At 58.7% G+C, this 17,558-nt stretch carries 12 protein-coding genes; 4 read left to right on the forward strand and 8 right to left on the reverse strand.

The annotated features are described in order from the left end of the window. The first annotated feature begins 67 nt into the window (after positions 1–67). The 3 genes from recF to H6F75_RS19370 all read left to right on the forward strand — a co-directional run bounded on the left by recF (position 68) and on the right by H6F75_RS19370 (position 2,126). Complete coding sequence (recF, locus tag H6F75_RS19360; protein WP_190754051.1) at positions 68–1,201, forward strand: DNA replication/repair protein RecF; 1,134 nt, start codon at positions 68–70, stop codon at positions 1,199–1,201. Between the two features lie 274 nt (positions 1,202–1,475). Then, a complete protein-coding gene (locus tag H6F75_RS29045; protein WP_347710683.1) occupies positions 1,476–1,703 on the forward strand; it encodes a hypothetical protein in 228 nt (75 codons plus the stop codon). A gap of 180 nt (positions 1,704–1,883) precedes the next feature. Then, positions 1,884–2,126 carry a ChaB family protein gene (locus tag H6F75_RS19370; protein ID WP_190754053.1) on the forward strand — a complete coding sequence of 81 codons (243 nt, stop codon included), beginning with the start codon at positions 1,884–1,886 and terminating at the stop codon, positions 2,124–2,126. A gap of 333 nt (positions 2,127–2,459) precedes the next feature. On the opposite strand, the gene H6F75_RS19375 is transcribed toward H6F75_RS19370, so the two are convergent. From H6F75_RS19375 to xdhA, 3 genes are all read right to left on the reverse strand, one after another. Continuing rightward, positions 2,460–3,443 (reverse strand): XdhC/CoxI family protein, encoded by a 984-nt coding sequence (locus tag H6F75_RS19375; protein ID WP_190754054.1) that lies wholly within the window; start codon positions 3,441–3,443, stop codon positions 2,460–2,462. An 83-nt stretch (positions 3,444–3,526) separates the two neighbouring features. Further along, complete coding sequence (gene xdhB, locus H6F75_RS19380; RefSeq protein WP_190754055.1) at positions 3,527–5,857, reverse strand: xanthine dehydrogenase molybdopterin binding subunit; 2,331 nt, start codon at positions 5,855–5,857, stop codon at positions 3,527–3,529. A gap of 263 nt (positions 5,858–6,120) precedes the next feature. Next, positions 6,121–7,581, reverse strand: a complete 1,461-nt coding sequence (gene xdhA, locus H6F75_RS19385; RefSeq protein WP_190754056.1) for a xanthine dehydrogenase small subunit — start codon at positions 7,579–7,581, stop codon at positions 6,121–6,123. Positions 7,582–7,984: 403 nt separating this feature from the next. Between xdhA and H6F75_RS19390 the strand changes: the two genes are divergently transcribed. Next, positions 7,985–8,560 (forward strand): HD domain-containing protein, encoded by a 576-nt coding sequence (locus tag H6F75_RS19390; RefSeq protein ID WP_190754057.1) that lies wholly within the window; start codon positions 7,985–7,987, stop codon positions 8,558–8,560. Positions 8,561–8,694: 134 nt separating this feature from the next. Here H6F75_RS19390 and H6F75_RS19395 read toward each other — a convergent pair whose 3' ends face one another. The 5 genes from H6F75_RS19395 to H6F75_RS19415 all read right to left on the reverse strand — a co-directional run bounded on the left by H6F75_RS19395 (position 8,695) and on the right by H6F75_RS19415 (position 17,371). After that, positions 8,695–9,288, reverse strand: coding sequence for a class II aldolase/adducin family protein (locus tag H6F75_RS19395; protein ID WP_190754058.1), 594 nt, complete (start codon positions 9,286–9,288; stop codon positions 8,695–8,697). A gap of 5 nt (positions 9,289–9,293) precedes the next feature. Then, the gene (gene mtnA, locus H6F75_RS19400) at positions 9,294–10,397 is read right to left on the reverse strand and encodes an S-methyl-5-thioribose-1-phosphate isomerase (RefSeq protein ID WP_190754059.1); all 1,104 of its coding nucleotides are present in this window, start codon (positions 10,395–10,397) and stop codon (positions 9,294–9,296) included. A 205-nt stretch (positions 10,398–10,602) separates the two neighbouring features. Further along, entirely contained in the window at positions 10,603–12,825 is a 2,223-nt protein-coding gene (locus tag H6F75_RS19405; RefSeq protein ID WP_190754060.1) for a hypothetical protein, read from the reverse strand. 75 nt (positions 12,826–12,900) lie between these two features. After that, a complete protein-coding gene (locus H6F75_RS19410; RefSeq protein ID WP_190754061.1) occupies positions 12,901–13,131 on the reverse strand; it encodes a hypothetical protein in 231 nt (76 codons plus the stop codon). 115 nt (positions 13,132–13,246) lie between these two features. Next, positions 13,247–17,371 (reverse strand): WD40 repeat domain-containing protein, encoded by a 4,125-nt coding sequence (locus H6F75_RS19415; RefSeq protein WP_190754062.1) that lies wholly within the window; start codon positions 17,369–17,371, stop codon positions 13,247–13,249. Between the last annotated feature and the right edge of the window lie 187 nt (positions 17,372–17,558).

Here is a 17,558-nt window from a genome sequence, read left to right on the forward strand (position 1 = left end):
CTGCAGGCCCAGCGCTTAGATTCTCTACGCCGTCCTGTATCCTAAACAAGTTCAGCCCTGGTGCCCTTTGTACCTCACCCATCTATCGCTCAGGCACTTTCGCAACTACGGCGAGCAGCAGATCGACTTTGCCGCTCCCAAAACCATTTTGGTGGGGGAAAATGCCCAGGGTAAGTCGAATCTGCTAGAGGCCGTGGAGCTGTTGGCGACGCTCAAGTCGCACCGAACTAGCCGCGATCGCGATCTGGTGCATCAAGACCAGCCCGTAGCTCAAATCACCGCCTCGGTGCGCAGAGATTTGGGCATAGCCGATCTCTCCCTGGTGCTGCGCCAGGCGGGGCGGCGCACGGCCGTTCTCAACGGCGAAAAGCTGCGGCGACAGCTCGACTTTCTCGGCGCCCTCAACGCGGTGCAGTTCTCTAGCCTCGACATTGACCTAGTGCGGGGCGGGCCGGGGGAACGGCGCGACTGGCTCGATACGTTGCTGATTCAGCTAGAGCCGATCTATGCCCACATTCTCAGCCAGTACAACCAGGTGCTCAAGCAGCGCAACGCCCTGATCAAAAAATCCTTTGGCGATGACGATGGCGAGCCTGCCCCTGCCCTAGACGCCACCGAGTTTGCCCTGTGGGATGCCCAGCTGGCGGCTCTGGGCACGCGGGTGATTCGGCGGCGGGCCAGGGCGATCGATCGCCTCGCCCCAATCGCCCACCAATGGCACCAGGCGATCAGCGGCCAGCGCGAAGACCTGCGCATGCATTACCAGCCCAATGTGCCAATGACAGAGGATGATCCGCAGGTGATTCAGGCTAGCTTTTTGGAGAAGATTAAGCAGCGGGCGATCGCAGAACAGCACCAGCGCACCACTCTGGTTGGCCCCCATCGTGACGATATTGAGTTCACCATCAACGACACCCCCAGCCGCCAATATGGATCCCAGGGCCAGCAGCGCACCCTGGTGCTGGCGCTCAAGCTGGCAGAACTGCACCTGATTGATGAGGTGGTGGGTGAACCGCCCCTGCTGCTGCTCGACGACGTGCTGGCCGAGCTAGATCTCAACCGCCAAAATCAGCTTTTGGAAGCGATTCAAGACCGCTTTCAAACCATCATCACCACCACCCACCTCGGCGCTTTCGGCAGCCAGTGGATGACCTCATCGCAGATTTTGACAGTGAAGGCGGGGCGGATTGAGGATAGCTAAAGGGCTTTGCATTTTCGCTCTGTCTCAACGACCTTGCCAATTCGTGAGGGAGACCGATAAGTAGAGGTGCGATCGCCCTCACCAGATTCGTCACGCGCTGGGTTAAATACTCGGCTTAAGCGTGATGATTGGCTTTGAGGCAGCTGAGGAATCATCATAGTGAGAGAAAGTTTCCCATCCCCAAGCTTGATTAGGTCATCGAAGCGTGTTTGAAAGTCAGAAAGTTTCCCCTACCGCTACTAACGGTCGTGCTGTTCCTCCACGGCATCGCGCGATTCTCAGTCGAGGGAGTTATTTTAGCTTGTTAAGTCTGGGCAGCGCCGGCAGCATTCTCAGCATCGGCAGCACCGGCAGCATTCTTAGCATCGGCAGTGCGGGTAGTATCTTGAGCATTGGCAGTGTAGGCAGCATTTTGAGCGTTGGCAGCGCCGGTAGCGTGCTGTCGGTATTGAGTATGGACAGCATTCTTAGCGTCTTGCAGTTTTGGGCCGTTCGTCAATAAAATTCTGGCTGTGGCTTAGTTTGGGAAGCGGAAGTCGAGGCACTACTCAAAACGGTTGTAATACCCATCCTAAGGAGCGGTTAAAAGTAGAGGATTTTACAGCTGAAGAAAGAGGTTGAGGCCGATTCAGGTGCTTTAAGGTCTATGCAAGAACTACCGCATGACCAAGGAGACAATCCCATGCCTTATGAAAATGTAGAAGCGTTGCCCCAAGATACTCAGTCGCTGCCCCAAGAAGCTAAGCAGATCTTTATGGCAGCTTTTAATGCTGCGACAAGTGATGGTTTTAGCGAAGATGGTGCCCGCGATGTGGCCTGGAGCTCGGTGAAAAACACCTTTGCCCAAGACAGCAATGGCGAGTGGTACTTCAGAGCTGAAGACCGCGATGCCCGAAGCAGCACAGGTACAATGCCCGGTAACTAAGCTTGTTTGAGAGTTGGCGCTATGCACGAATTGTGACATAGGTGCCGCTCAAGCCGGTTTCTAGCCGGACTTGTTAGATATAAGGTGGGTATTGTTTTGGCTAAACTTAAAGTCGAAACAATGCCCATTTTTCGTAGAAAACGAAGAACAAAGATACGTCCATTAAGATCGAATCTTGACAGTTTGAGCTGTCCTAACGCACGCTTCACCTGTTATAGCTACTATTAAATTTATATTTGTTTACTTCTAAGCTGAAAAGAGTCTAATTCTTAAAGATATACTCTGCTGATTTGAATGCGCTAGATAGGGTTTACACACAATAGCTTGACAATTTTAGTTGTCCAACCGGCTTCGGCGGAGCCGTTCGGAAAGCGATCGCCCCGTGCCTCCCCGCTGCACCAAAATCAACTCGGCGCTGATGCTAACCGCGATCTCTTCTGGGGTGAGTGCCCCAATATCTAGCCCAATGGGGCCATAGATATTAGCTAACTTTTCTCTTGCTATACCCATCTGCTCGATCGCCCCATAGACTTGACGCACCCGCTTTTCGCTGCCGATCATGCCGATATAGCGACAGGGAATGGGACGCTGCAGCAATTGCTGCAGAGCGTCGAGATCGTAGGTGTAGCCGCGCGTGACGAGGGCAGTGTAGAGGTTTTGGTGGGGGTTGAGGGCGGCGATCGCACCCTCAACCCCGCCCGTCAAAATTTGACTTGCCTGGGGATAGTGCTCAGCGTTGGCCCAATCGGGGCGATCGTCCTGCACAATTATTTGAAAGCCGATTAGATCAGCGACTTTAGCGAGTTGAATGCCAACATGACCTGCTCCGACAATCAGCAGTGTGGGCGGTGGTTCGAGGGTTTGTACGAAGGCGATCGCTGCATCTACTGAAACAAATTTGTCGGCCAGGTACGGATCGTGAGCTCCGTCTAAGGGCGTTACCAGCGTTACCGACTGTCCCTGATGGAGCTGATGCAAAATCGTTTGAACAAGGGATTTTGCGGCTTCCCCCTGCCATCGCTCAAGCCACACCCGCATGTGGCCCCCACAAATTCCTTGAGTTTGTCGTTGGGGAGCGCCAGAGAGGTCAATGTCTACAAACTGCTTTTGGCCGGTTTGCAGCACCTCTTTGGCTTGGCGAATCACTTTGGCTTCTCCGGCACCACCACCAATGGTGTTAAAGGCCTGACCCGTAGCATCAACGATCAACTTGGCTCCCACTTCGCGGGGCACGGAACCCTTGACGGTAGTAACGGTGGCAAGAACCGCCGGGCCATAGATGAGAGCCTGCGCCAGTTGTTGAAAGCAGTTCACCATGAGTTAGACAGATTTTGTATGGCAAGAAACAGAGTGCTGTTTGAACAGGCGATCGCCCCGAAACCCCGTTTCAACTCAGCAGATTACGACACAACTTCCACAGGTTGCTCCTGCCTCACCGCTGCCTTCACCGCCTCGATCGCCCACAGTGTCGCCTCTGGGGTCGCCGGTAGCGCCAGGGGCACATAGTCGGCATTGCCAAACGCTGCCACTGCGGCGCGAATCGCCTCTCGCACCGACATGGCAAGCATAAACGGCGGTTCGCCCACGGCCTTGCTGCCGTAGATCACGCCATCTTGGGCGGCGCGCTCCAGCAGGTGGATGGTGAAGTTTTCTGGGACCTCGCTGATGGTGGGAATTTTGTAGGTGCTGGGGGCAAAGGTGCGCAGGCGGCCCTCGCCATCCCACACCAGCTCTTCCATGGTGAGCCAGCCCATGCCCTGCACAAAGGCTCCTTCGATCTGACCCCGATCCACCAGTGGATTGAGGGATTTGCCCACATCGTGAACAATGTCGACCTGGCGCAGTTTAAAGGTGCCGGTAAAGCCATCGACCTCTACTTCACAGACCGCTGTACCGTAGGCGAAGTAGTAAAAGGGGCGACCCTTACCCAATTTTGCATCCCAAAAAATGTTGGGAGTGCGGTAAAAGCCGGTAGCGGAGAGGCTAATGCGTTCGCTGTAGGCCTGCTGCACCACTTCGTCGAAGGCGATGCGGGCGCTGGGGTAGGTGCGGCAGTAGATCCAGTCGTCCTCAAAGACCATATCTTCGGGAGCGTCCAGATTCAGCATGCGCACGGCGACGGCGGCGAGGCGATCGCGCAGGGTCTCACAGGCATTCTTTACCGCCTGGCCGTTGAGGTCTGACCCGCTAGAGGCGGCGGTGGCCGAGGTGTTGGGCACTTTATCGGTGCTGGTGTGCATCATGCGCAGGCGATCGCTCTTCACTCCCAGCGCTTTGGCGGCAACCTGAATCATTTTGGTGTGCAGCCCCTGGCCCATTTCGGTGCCGCCGTGGTTGAGCTGAATGCTGCCATCGGTGTAGATCAGCACTAGCGCTCCTGCCTGGTTGTACCGCACATTGTTGAAGGAAATGCCGAACTTGACTGGGGTGATGGCCAGCCCGCGCTTTTTGTAGGGGCTGGTTTCGTTGAAGGCGGCGATCGCCGCCCGCCGCGCCATATAATTGGCCCCTTCCTTGGCCTCTTGCCAGATCCGAGCGATGCGATTGTCAACGATGTCTTGGTCGTAGTGGGTGCGGTTGGTGTCGCCCTCGCCGTGGTAGAAGTTGCGCTCGCGCACTACATCGGGAGGCAGGTTGAGGGTGCGGGCAATGCGATCGATCACTTCCTCAATCACAATCATGCCCTGGGGACCACCAAAGCCGCGATAGGCGGTATTCGAAACCCGGTTGGTTTTAGCAATGCGCCCTTCGATCACCAGGTTGGGCACGTAGTAGGCGTTATCGACGTGGAGCATCGCCCGCCCCAATACTGGAGGCGACAGATCCAAGCTCCAGCCGCCGTCCGATACCAGGGTGACGTTCATGGCCGTGATGGTGCCGTCGTCGTTAAAGCCGACTTCATATTGACCCAGAAAGCCGTGGCGCTTGCCGGTGATCAGCATGTCGTGGTGGCGGCGCAGTCGGCAGCGGGCGGGGCGACCCGTCTTGTAGGTGGCCAGGGCAGCCGCTGAAGCAAAGGGGTTCGACTGGGATTCTTTGCCGCCAAAGCCGCCGCCCATGCGCAGGCAGGTGCAGACAACGCGGTTTTTGGGCAGGCCGAGAATGCGGGCAACGATTTCCTGAGTTTCGGTCGGGTGCTGGGTAGAGCTGTAGAGCTGGAGGTTGCCCTCGCCATCGGGAATGGCCCAGCTGACCTGGGTCTCAAGATAAAAGTGGTCTTGCCCGCCGATCTCAATTTCTCCAGAGAAGGTGTGTTGAGCTTGGGCGATCGCCGCATTGGGGTCACCCCGACGAATGAATTGGGGGACGTCGTGGTAGCTGTGGGCGGCGATCGCCTCCTTCACCGTCTTAATCGCCGGCAGTGGCTCGTACTCCACCACAATCTTGGCTGCCCCTTCCCGGGCGGCGGCTTCATCTTCACCCACGGCCCAGGCCACAACCTGGCCGTAGTAGCTGATTTCGTCAGTTGGCAACAGCACCTCATCGTGGACGATGACGCCAGTGTTGTTTTCTCCGGGCACGTCAGCGGCGGTGAGCACTGTGACGCAGCCCGCTACCGCCATTGCCGGGGCCACATCTAGCTTGGTGATTCTCGCCCTCGCGTGGGGTGAGAGCACGGGATAGAGCGATAGCATCCCCGCTGGTTCACGCTGGTCGTCGGTGTAAACGGCGGTGCCGCTGACATGGGCCACGGCGCTTTCATGACTTTTGTGCTTGCCGACTGGGCTCATGGAATACCTCGCTGGGGACTTCGGATTGGCGTTTTGGGTTTGTCTTCCTGGGAGTAACAGGGGCAAGTTTGGGAGGTAGGGTAGGCACTGCCCACCACAATCATGGGGCAGAATCACAAAACTGATAAGGCAGCGGGGGATGGACTATCGCTTGCATTGAGGGCGGTGGGCAGTGCCCACCCTACGAGGATTGAAGGTTTTTGATTGTGGCTTGGCTCCCCTCCCTGGGAGAGGGGTTGGGGGAGAGGGAATCAGGGTCTACGCTACGGAAATTCCACAAAGAATTTCTCGAATAAATTCACTACCAAGCGCTTGCGGTACTCGGCGCTGCCCCGCAGGTCAGTCAACGGTGTAAACGCCTCTTGTAGGATAGGCTTCACCGCGTGAATAGTTTCAGCCGTCCAAGGCTTACCCAGCAAAAACTCCTCCGCTGCGATCGCCCTGGCCGGAGTCGCCGCCACCCCGCCATAGCCCAATCGGGCATGGAGAATCTGATTGCTGCTATCCACATCCACTACAAAAGCCGCCGCCACAATGCTGATGTCATCGGTGCCGCGCTTGCCAATTTTGTAAGACTGGCTCAGTCGGCGATCGGTGCCAGGAGTAAGGGCTTTGGGAATTTGGACGGAGACAATCACCTCGCCGGGCTGTAGCTCAGTTTGGCGGTAGCCGATAAAAAAGTTTGCTAGAGGCAGCGTTCTTTCACCCCCAGGGCCAGCTAGCTGCAACATCGCATCCAGCGACAGGAGCACTGGGGGCAGGTCGCCAATTGGGGAAGCGGTGCCGATGTTGCCGCCCAGGGTGGCCCGGTTGCGGACTTGGCGAGCGGCAAACCAGTGGATCATTTCATCCAGGCTGGGGAAGATGCCGTGCAGGGTGGCCTCAATATGGCTGAGGGGCACTGCCGCGCCGATTTCAACGTAGTCCTCGGTTTGGTGGATCTGCTTCAGTTCGGCGATCGCTTCGAGAGAAATTAGAACGGGATAGTGCTGCCGGTGCCAGCTCATCTCTAGGCCCAGGTCTGTCGCTCCGGCGACTAGGGTGGCAGTGGGGTGCTGCTGCAACAATTCCAGCACTTCTGACAGCTGGGTAGGCCGATGGAACTGCTCGCTGTGGCCGTTGTTTTGGGTGGTGTAAGCCAGCGACGAAAGCACAGTAGATGCTGACACCAGCTGCTCCATAAAAGTATCCTGGGGTGCCGCTGCGGCTACCATCTGGGCGGCGCGGCGAATGGGGATGTAGCCGGTGCAGCGGCAGAGGTTGCCCTCCACCGAGAGGTCGTTGGGAGTGCCATCGTAGTAGGCGGCAAACAAGCTCATGATGAAACCTGGGGTGCAGTAGCCGCACTGAGAGCCGCCCGTTTCTACCATGGCGGCCTGCACAGGGTGAAGCTGGTCGGCGGTGACGGGCTCTTTAACAAAGGCAACTTTGGGAATTTGGCATTGGGTAATGCCGTCAGCGGTCAAGACCTGCCGCCCCGCCACCGCTCCCAGGGGAATCAGGCAGCTATTTACCGCCTGGTAGTGGGGTTGGCCATCGGCCCCTTTGCCGATCAGGGCTACAGTGCAGGCACCGCAATCGCCGTCGCCGCAGCCCTCTTTGGTGCCGGCTCGCCCGCTCAGGCGCAGATACTCCAGCAACGTCATCGCGGGAGAAACGTCTTTAACAGAGACAGGCTCTCCATTAACCGTAAAACTGAGTTGAATGTCGAGTTGTTGAATCACAGGTGCTGTAGTGCGGTTAAAAACGTATACCCACGGGCCATGAGATTAGTGTTCAACTTAGCGACAATTTAGTAGGCAGAATGACAAATTGACTAAATTTAATTTGAGTTTAGGACATTGACTGAACCTCTATTGGGCGAGCTGGGGTTTGAGCCAGTGCGTCAGGTCGCGATTCGCGGAGCGATCCGTCCCGGAATCGCTGCCGACCTGCCAGCGTGCGGTTTTGGCAGACAGAATCTATTAAATTGATCACTCGCGCTGCCAAAATGGCGATCAGCAAACCAGGCAAGGCGCGTCTGTCTAAACCTGCGAGTACCTGACCAGCGCTGCGACCACATGCCCAAATTGATGTCGTTGCCCATCGCGATCGGTCATGCTGATAAAAGCGATTTTCTGCACAACCATGACTTCATCTGCTTTGGCTTCCGCCCCTGCTACCACTGCTTTGCTAGAGGCCCTGCACTTTTCAGCCACCAAACACAGCGAGCAGCGCCGCAAAGATAAAGAAGCCTCGCCCTACATCAACCATCCCATTCGCGTGGCTCAACTCTTAGCCAGCGAAGGCGGCGTGACCGATCTGGTAACCCTACAAGCCGCCATTCTCCACGATACGGTAGAGGATACCGACACCACCCCCGAGGAGATCGAGCGTCACTTCGGCCCCGAGGTACGGCGAGTGGTGGAAGAAGTCACCGACGACAAAGAGTTGCCCAAGGCCGAGCGCAAGCAACGGCAAGTGGAGCACGCCCCCCATCTATCGCCCCAGGCCAAGCAGCTCAAAATTGCCGACAAAACCGCCAACGTGCAAAACATCACCACCTCGCCCCCCGATGGCTGGTCGCTAGAACGGAAGCGCGAATATTTAGACTGGGCCGATCGGGTCGTGGCCGGGTGCCGAGGCTGCAACCCAGCCCTAGAAGCCGTCTATGACGAGATCATTGCCCAGGGACGACAGGCGCTGGCAGCGGTGGCCGTGTAGCTCAAAAGGATTGAGTAGCAAGAAACGTAGGACCGCCAGGTGTCCACAGCAGGTGGAATCTGGATTGAGACAGCCCAAGATGCCGAGCTTTGAGCCTATAGGACATTTGCCGCTCTTCTATCTTCGTTCTTTTGCTACATATGCTGATACAGCACCTGAGCCGCAGCCTCCAGGGTGGGGCCAAACACCAGCACCCCCTCCTCGTGCCCCGCCATGATTAAAATGCGCGTTTGCATCAGATCTTCCTGGTTCAACAGCCGCATCATTTCGTAGGCCATCGCCGGGGTGCCGTAGGGAACGCTGGCGGCGGTGGTAGGCAGCACTCCCTGGCCCCGCTGCCACAGCGGGCGGTTATGAACGTGAATAATTGCTCGAATGGCGCTGCTGTAGTCGTAGAGAGCCGCATGGGTGAGCGATTCTGAGGAGGCTTGAATCGGGCCGGTGCAGTGCAGGGTGTTGCGATCGATATCCCAATCGTCGACCAGGGTGTAATGGTGGACAGAGGTTTGGGCCAGGTGCCCGGTTTGGGTGCCCGAAACGGCAAAGCTGTGGGCCGATCGCCGAAGGCTGATATTGCCGTAGCCAATACCGTTGGGGTATAGCCCGATCTGTTGGGCTTGCCACATGCGATCGCGCCACGCCACCAGCTCCGTCAGCTCAGCCTCTTTCATCGGCGCACCGGGCGTCCAGTGGCCGACATACTTAATGACACCCTCGTCCATGCCCATAGCCGTTAGGCGGCTTCGGGGAACAGACTCAGCAACCCGGCCTCAGACGCCGGACAGATTCCCCGTTCGGTAATCAAACCCGTCACCAGTCGGGCGGGGGTGACATCAAAGGCATAGTTGGCGGCGGGGGAAGATTCGGGACAGATCAGCACCGAGGTGATCCCATGGGGAGACAGTCCATCGATGTACTTCACTTCGTCCTGGCTGCGCTGCTCAATGGGAATCTCTTTTACCCCGTCGCGCAAAGTCCAGTCGAGGGTGGAGGAAGGTAGGGCGACGTAGAAGGGCACGCCGTTGTCGTGGGCGGCTAAGGCTTTGAGGTAGGTGCCGATTTTGTTGGCGACATCGCCTTGGCGGGTGGTGCGATCGGTGCCCACGATCGCCAGATCGACCATGCCGTGTTGCATCAGGTGGCCCCCGGTGTTGTCTGGAATGACGGTGTGAGGCACACCATGCTGCCCCAGTTCCCAAGCGGTAAGCCTGGCCCCCTGGTTGCGGGGGCGGGTTTCATCGACCCAAACGTGGATGGGCAGGCCGCGATCGTGGGCGTGGTAGATGGGCGAGGTGGCGGTGCCCCAGTCTACACAGGCCAGCCAGCCAGCATTGCAGTGGGTCAAAATGTTGACGGGCCGCCCGGTGCGGGCGTAGATGTCTTCGATTAGCTTGACGCCGTGGATCCCAATCTGGCGGCACTGTTCTTCGTCAGCATCGAGAATGGCCTCGGCGTTTTGCCGCAGCCGCTCAATGGCTTCCGAGGCCGTTGTTACCTGTCCCAGCACCTCTAGCTGGGAGGTTAGCGCCCAGTGCAGATTGACTGCCGTAGGGCGGGTTTGGCCCAGGGTGTGGGCGGCTTGAGTCAAAACGTCGCGAAAGTCTGGCTCAGAAGCCGCATCCAGAGCCGCCAAATACATGCCCATGGCAGCGGTGGCCCCAATCAGCGGAGCACCACGTACCACCATGTCTTTGATGGCGTAGGCCGCCTCATCCACCGAAGTCAGGTCCATCCAGGTGAGCTGGTGGGGAAGCTGGCGCTGGTCAATCACCTGCACAACGCGAGGATTATCTGGGTGTAAACGAATGGTTCTTGTCGGCTCGCCGTTAATTTTCACAGGCCCGTTCTAGCCCCCAAAATTCCAATGTTTATTATGACAGACCACAGCGGCGCTTGAGTTTGCTGCTGCATTGCTCAACGGCCATCAAGCCTTTGGCTTGACTGTGTGCCCTTAACCAAATTCATGCCTCAGTTCAGCAGCGCCAAACCGCTCAAACGTTCCAACGTTCGGTTAGGAAAGGTCTGCACCAGACAAGCTACAGCTATAGAATGCAGCGAATGGATGCTACGACCTGCTGGCGCAAAGGAACCGCCTGAAGTTGACTGGCTACCTGCTGGGCTCGATCGCCCTGTCCCAACTGGGCATATTGCAGCGCGATCGCTTCTAACAAACTGCCCCGATCATCCTCTTTGTCGATGACCGTGTAGCCTCCAACCCCGAGGCGATCGACCTGAGATTCTTCCCCCGGAATGGTCTGCGCCGTCTGGAAGGCTTGCGCCAGAACGGGAAGTGCGGCCTCGACCTGCTGCAAATCGCCATAGCGTTGAGCGATCGCCAGCAGGAGCTGAGCCCGGCGGCTGGGCTCTGTGAGTTCGTTGACCACGGGCAGGGCCAGGTCAAAGTGATTTTGCTGTAGTAGAGCCGTTGCACTGCGCTGCAAGCGCGCTGTGCGCACTTCTGAAGGAGGGGTAGCCTGGGCGAGTTGTAGGGCACCAACGTACTGCCTTGCGGCCATAAAGACCTCAAAGGGTTGGTCAATCGGTCCCCCAAAGGAGGGATCGGTGATCGAGCTATCCAAAACGCTGACCCGCTGTAAGAGTTCTCGGGTGGAGTCGGTTTGCCCCGTTTGGGCATAGACAACGGCAATAGCGGTGAGGGCACTGGGCTCGATCAAAGGGCTTTGCGTCAGATCGTCGGGGAACTGACGCTGATAGGTGGCAACCAGATTGTCTACGCTCTCCAACGTTTGCTGGAGCAAGTTGTTGGCCCAGGTGGTTTGACCGGCCTGATGGGCGGTCAGGGCGATCGCCGCTAGCAGTCGAACCCTCAAGACGGGCCGGTTGGCGAGGGGCAGCTGCTGAGCCCATGCCGTCGCTTGGTCATACTGCCCGGTGGCCGCGTATGCGGTGGCGGCCTTAACCATCAGCTCATCCTGAGGGCCATAGTTGATAGCCACAATCTGGTCCCAAGATTGGCGAATCCAGTCAAACTGTTGGGTGTCGATCGCCAGCTGCAGCAGGTCTACCAGGTAAAGGCTTTGTTCCCAGGGGTCGGCAACCGTTTGCAAAAAACTCAACCGGTCTGACAGCCACGCCTCGACCACATCCTGCTGCCCGGCCTGGCTGTGGGCCACCATTACCGACTTAATCGACTCCTGTTGAGAGGCCTTGAGCTGAGTTTGGGCCAGCTCTAGGGCTTCATCGCGCTGCCCCAGCTGTAAATAGGCATCAACCAAGGTTCCAAAGACAAATTCTGGATCCGGGAAGCCCGTAGCTGATTCAGCTTCGGCCCTGGCCTGAGCCATCACCTCGGTGGCTTTGGCAGGCTGGTTGGCGTTGTGGTAGGCGATCGCCACCTTCGTCAAGGCCCAAATGCGCTGGGTGGCAGCAGGGATGGCCTGCGCGTCCGCCTCTGCCGAGTTCCAACTTTGAACGGTAAGCGACCCTTCTACTATTCCCCGCAGCGCGATCGACTGCAGCTCATACTCATCGGGCAAATCGGCGGCAATGGCTCTGGCCGGTGCAAAGTGGCCAATGTGGGCATAGGTGGTCGCCATGCGCTGCAAAATCGACAACTTCAGCGACTGCGACGTACCGGGCGGAATTTGCTCCGCCGCTCCGCCTACCTGGATCAGCACCACCAGTGCCGAGGTCGTGTCACCCATCAGGGCATAGGTTTCGGCAATGTCGATCAGCGCACTGGCGGTAAAATCGCTGCCCTGAATCAAGGTTGCTGCCTGCCGCGCCTGTTCCAGGGCTTCCCTAGCGAGTGGGGTTTCACGCTGCTCTAGCACGGTGTAGTAGCGGGCGATCGCCGCGAGCGATCGCGCTTTGACATAGCTGTGGCTCGAAGGCACCTGATTGGCCAGCACCATAAACTGGCCTAGTATGGCCTGAAGCTGGGGCCGGCGCACTTGCTGATCTCCCTGGATCAATCGCTGCCATCGCGTAGTCAGGTAGCCCTCGCGATGATCCAACAACCACTGCTCTAGCAAATCTGCCTGAAGCCGCCCATTCCGCAGTTGCCCACCAATCGCCAAAGTTTCCTGTAACGATTGCAGAGCCTGGTCGGTTCGAGCGTTTTCTAGGGCAGACCGCGCCTGCTCCCCTGCTAGGCCCAGCCGATTTTGCAGGGCGGCATCGGGGTTGCAAACTGCAGGAGCCACCGCCTGCGCCCGCGCCACGTAGGCGGGGTTGATGGCGCTTTCCAGAGGGGCGATCGCCAGCACACCCAACAACAAAACCGACTGAATAGAGCGAATCATGGTGGCAAGAGAATGATTGGGTTAATGGGGAAGAGTGAGCGATCGCTAGGCCTGTTCAACCGCCCGCCAAAAGATTTAGAGGCGTTCTACAGAAACCTCAGAGGCCAGCATCTCCCGCGTGCCATCGCCGGCATTTAGGGTAAAACGCACCCGACTAGCAGCAAACTTTGCTCGGTAGATGGCCATTTGCGCAGAGCTGACGTTGCCTGAGTACTGACTAAACTCTGCGCATAGCGATCCGCTGGCCGAGGTCAGCAAACGAAAAAAAGTCGCAGCATTCCACACCGCAATCTTGCCCCAAGCCATGGGGGGCAGTGGGTTAAAATAGACGCTCGTTTAAAGTGGCACTGCCGCTGCTAAGAGGGGATCGGGCTGGTTTTACTGTTGCTTGTCCCTAGGCTGGCCAACCCCGCAACTCAAATTACAGGCTTACCGCCCCCAGGCTTTTGAGGATGTCAATTTCGCTGGGAGAGAGTCCCGTAATACCGGTGATATTCATCGCTTCGTAGAGGCGATCGGGGCGCATGACGGCGAGGCATTTCCCAGTTTCCACATTCCAGAGGCGAATGGTTTCGTCGAGACTAGCGCTAGCCAGGATAGGGTATTGGCTGCCGGGGGCCGGGGTGGGCAAAAAGATCATGGCGGTAACGACGGACGTGTGGCCCTCGATCACCCGCTGGCACTGCCAGGTCGCGACATCCCACAGGCGAATGGTGCGATCGCTGCGGCCACTGACCAAGAGCGATCCATCTGGGCTAAACACCACGCTGCCGTGAATGCCGGTGTGCCCTTCCAGCATGCGTAGATATTCCCCCGTCTCGGCATGCCACAGCTTGATGTCGAACAGGTTGCCCACGGTGGCGATCAGAGGTTGCTGAGGATGAATGGCAACGCCCCAGGTGTGCCCCTCTTTGCCACCGCCCACCCGCAGGCTGGCACCGGTTTCTATATCCCACCAGCGCAGAGCGCCATCGTTACCTGTGGTGACGAAGTACTGGCCTTGGGGATCGACGGCCATGCCCAGAATGTAAGCGCCGGGGTCGAGCACAATGCTGCGCAGGCATTCGCCGCTGTCGCTGTCCCAGTAGCGAATAGTGGCGTCGGAACTGGTAGCGCTGAGGAGATAGCCCTGGGGCGTGTAGCTAAAGGCTTGAATCCACGAATTGTTCTCGCGGCGCAGGATGTAGCGGCAGCGCCCCGTGGCCAATTCCCAAATGCGCACTTCGCCGTTGAGGCTAGCGCTAGCCAGCAGATCGCCCCGGGGGTGAAAGGCGACTTTCCAAATGCTGCCCTCATAGTCGCTGAAGGTTTGTACGCACTCACCGGCCTCGTTCCACAGGCGAATGGTGCCGCCCAAGCCGCCGCCAGCGATTAGGGGCCGGTGGGGGTGGTAGGCGATGGAGCGCAGACCGGTGCTGCCGCCTTGGATGGTTTTGAGGCAGTGGCCGGAGGGGGTGGGGGAGTGGGGGAGTGGGAGGGTGGATGGGTGGATGGGTGGGGAGGGTGAGGGAGATGGGGAAGGTGGGGGGTGGGGGGTGGATGGGTGGACGGGTAGGGAAGGTGAGGGAGATGAGGAGGGTGAGGGGGGTGCCGTAAGGGCGGACTTGTGGGTGTGTTCAGAGGGTTGGGGAGAAGGCGGGGCGGCGGGGCGGCTGACGTCCCAGAAGCGGATTGTTTGGTCGATGCCGATGCTGACTAGGGCTTGGCCGGGGAGCCATTGGCCATCGGGGGTGTTGCCTTTGATAAAGGCGATGCCCCAAACGCTGTCGGTGTGACCGGTGAGCACGGCGAGGCATTCGCCGGTGGCGACATTCCACAGGCGGATGGTGCGATCGCTGCTGGCGCTGGCGACCAACTGGCCGTCGGGGCTAAAGTGAACGCCGCAGACTTCGGCGGTATGGCCGCGCAGGGTGTGCAGGCAGGTGCCTGTGGCGATCTGCCAAATTTTGACGGTGTGGTCAAAGCTGGAGGTGGCAAAGCGATCGCCCGCGGGGTGCATGGCCAGTGCCCAGCACATGCCCCTGTGCTCGGTCAGAGTGTGCAGGCACTCACCGCTGTCGATATCCCACACTTTGACCAAGCCATCTTGACCGCAGCTAACTAGGATATGGCGGGGCGGTTCGCCAGGGGCAAGGGCGATCGGGTAGGGGGCAAAGGCAATGCCGTTGGCCGGACCGCTGTGTCCCGTGAGCGATTGAAGCACCTCACCCGTGCGCCAGTTCCACAGCAAAATCGAGCGGCTGGTGTCGCCCAGGCTGCCCGCCAGCACATTGCCGTCAGGGCTAAAGGTCAGCCCCCAAGGGTGGTCATAGTGCCAGGTTTGTAGACAGTTGCCGGTGGCCACATCCCAGAACTTAATCCCCGTATCCATGCTGCCGCTGACCAGGGTGCGCCTGTTCCCCCCTGGGGACTCTTCGAGAACGGGGCTAAAGGCCAGGGCAAAAATGTAGGTGCTGTGGGCCTGGGTAATCAACACAGGCAGCCCCGTCGAGGCCTGCCACATTTGCACCATGCCGTCTTCGCCACCCATGGCAATGTATTCGCCATCGTGGCTGGCCACCAGGGAGTTGGGGTGGGGCACCGGCTCGGCAAAGCGGCAGGCCATCAGGTTGGCGTGGGCCAGGTTGACTCGGTGCAGGGGCGCCTTTTGCAGACAGGCTTGACGGATGGTCAGCCCCGAGAGGTCGTAGCCGGTGAGATCGAGCTTGAGGTGGCACATCAGGTTGAGCAGGTTGCCGACCCCGTAGCTATAGCTCTGGGTAAAGGTCTGCCGCAGCAGGGTCAGCAGCTGCCGCATCTGGCGATCGAGGGCAGCGGTCGAATTAAACCGGGCGCAGAGGTTTTGGGCAATGGGCTGCAAAATTAGCCGGGTCTGACTGTCGCGGATATATTCTTTGGCGGTGGCTTTGAGCAGAGCGTAGCGGTCAATCAGCAGCCCCTCAGCTGTGGCCACCTGGGGCATGGCGATGATCTCGTCGCTGATCTGCTCAATCAGGCGCTCGGTCACATACTCCATCACCACGGGCTGCTGGGTAAAGCGGGCATGCTTTTGCTCGATTAGGCTGCGCCGCGCCAGCGACTCTAGGGTTTCGAGCAGGCGCTGCTTGGGAATGGCGGGCACGATGTCGCCCTGCAAATCGGCAATGGTTACCCAGTCGCGGTTGATCGCCAACCAGCCCATAATCTGCTGCTCCAGGGGAGCGAGGCGCTGGTATTGCTGGTCGAGCAGGCGACGAATGCCGTTGAAGACGGTGGTTTCTTCCTGCACAAAGGCATCGACATCGCCGCCAAATAGCTCGCGAATGGAGGTGGCGACGATCTTGAGCGCCAGAGGGTTGCCGCTGTAGCTGTTGAGCAGCTGGTAGCGACCGGTGGGCGATCGCGACAGCCCGATCGCGTCAAAGATTTGGTCAGTATCTGCCGGCGGTAGGCCGGGCAGAGTGAGCGATCGCACCGGCAGCGTCGCCCCCTCCATATCTGCTAGCACCGACGGCTTTTCGCGACTGGTCAGCACCACACAGCTCTGGTGGGGCAGCTCCCCCACCTGGCGCAGCAGCTCGCTGTAGGCCTCGTAGCCCTCACGGTAGGCTCCGGTCAGTTTGCCCTCTTGCAGCAGGGTTTCGCCGTTGTCGAGCACCAGCAGACAGCGCTGCTGCCGCAGGTAGTGCATCAATCGGGAGAGCAGCGGCGCAACCGCCAGAGTCGAGGGGCTTTCCTGCTGGCCCGAGAGCACCTGAATCAGATCGGTCAGCAGTAGCTCCAGGGGTGGGGCGTTGCGGAGGGTGCGCCAGATGATGGCGGAGAAGGGGGGAAGGGTGGATGGGTCGGGGGTGGATGGGTGGGAGGGTAAGGGAGTAGGCGAGTGGGAGGGTAGGTAGGTAGAGAGGGAATTTGCTGCCTGGTTTTCTAAGGCATCGGCTTTTGGCTGACTCATCCACCCATCCACCCATCTACCCTCCCACCCATCTACCCTCCCACCCTCCCACTCACTCAGCCGCTGGGCCAGCTTCACCGACAGGGCCGTCTTGCCAATGCCGCCCATGCCGAGAATGGCGACTAGACGGCAGCGATCGCGCTGGATCCAATGCTCTAGGGTATCGAGTTCACTGGCGCGGCCGTAGAAGAGGGAGGCGTCGATGGCTTCGCCCCAGTCGAGGGTGAGGGGGGTAGGGGGTGGGAGGGTGGATGGGTAGGGGGTAGATGGGTGAGTAGGTGCAGACCCATGGGTCTGCCCTGAGGATGGAGCAGTTGGGGTTTCTAGTAGAGGGGGCTCGCCCGCGTTGGGGTGTTGGTAGTCGGTGCGCTCGAGGAGCAGGTCGAAGGCGGCGAAGAATTGGTCGAGGGTTTGTTTGTCGACGCCGTTTTGGCCGTCGAGCACGCGGGTGACGGTGCTGAGGGCAAGGCGGGTGCGATCGCTAATTTCTTCGAGGGTGAAGCGATCGCCGTTGTTGAGGGTTGCCTCTAGCTGTCGGCGTGCCGCATCTAGTTTGCGCTGACCCATTAGCGATAAAACTACTCCCCGGCGACGACTCTTTTTAACGGGCATAGCGGGTCAAGGTAGATCAAAGAATGACAATCAGGCATACGGTCAGCCGCAAACCCAGGAATGTTACTTATTTTACGTCAGTTAACCGAGATAAGTTCGAGTTAAGGATGGACTAGGGCTAGGGTCCAGGGCTGGTCTCGACCAGCACACAACCTTGAATGGGCCGTCCCTTAAGCGGGTTCACCTA

The sequence above is a fragment of the Nodosilinea sp. FACHB-131 genome (genome assembly GCF_014695395.1).
GTDB lineage: Bacteria > Cyanobacteriota > Cyanobacteriia > Phormidesmidales > Phormidesmidaceae > Nodosilinea.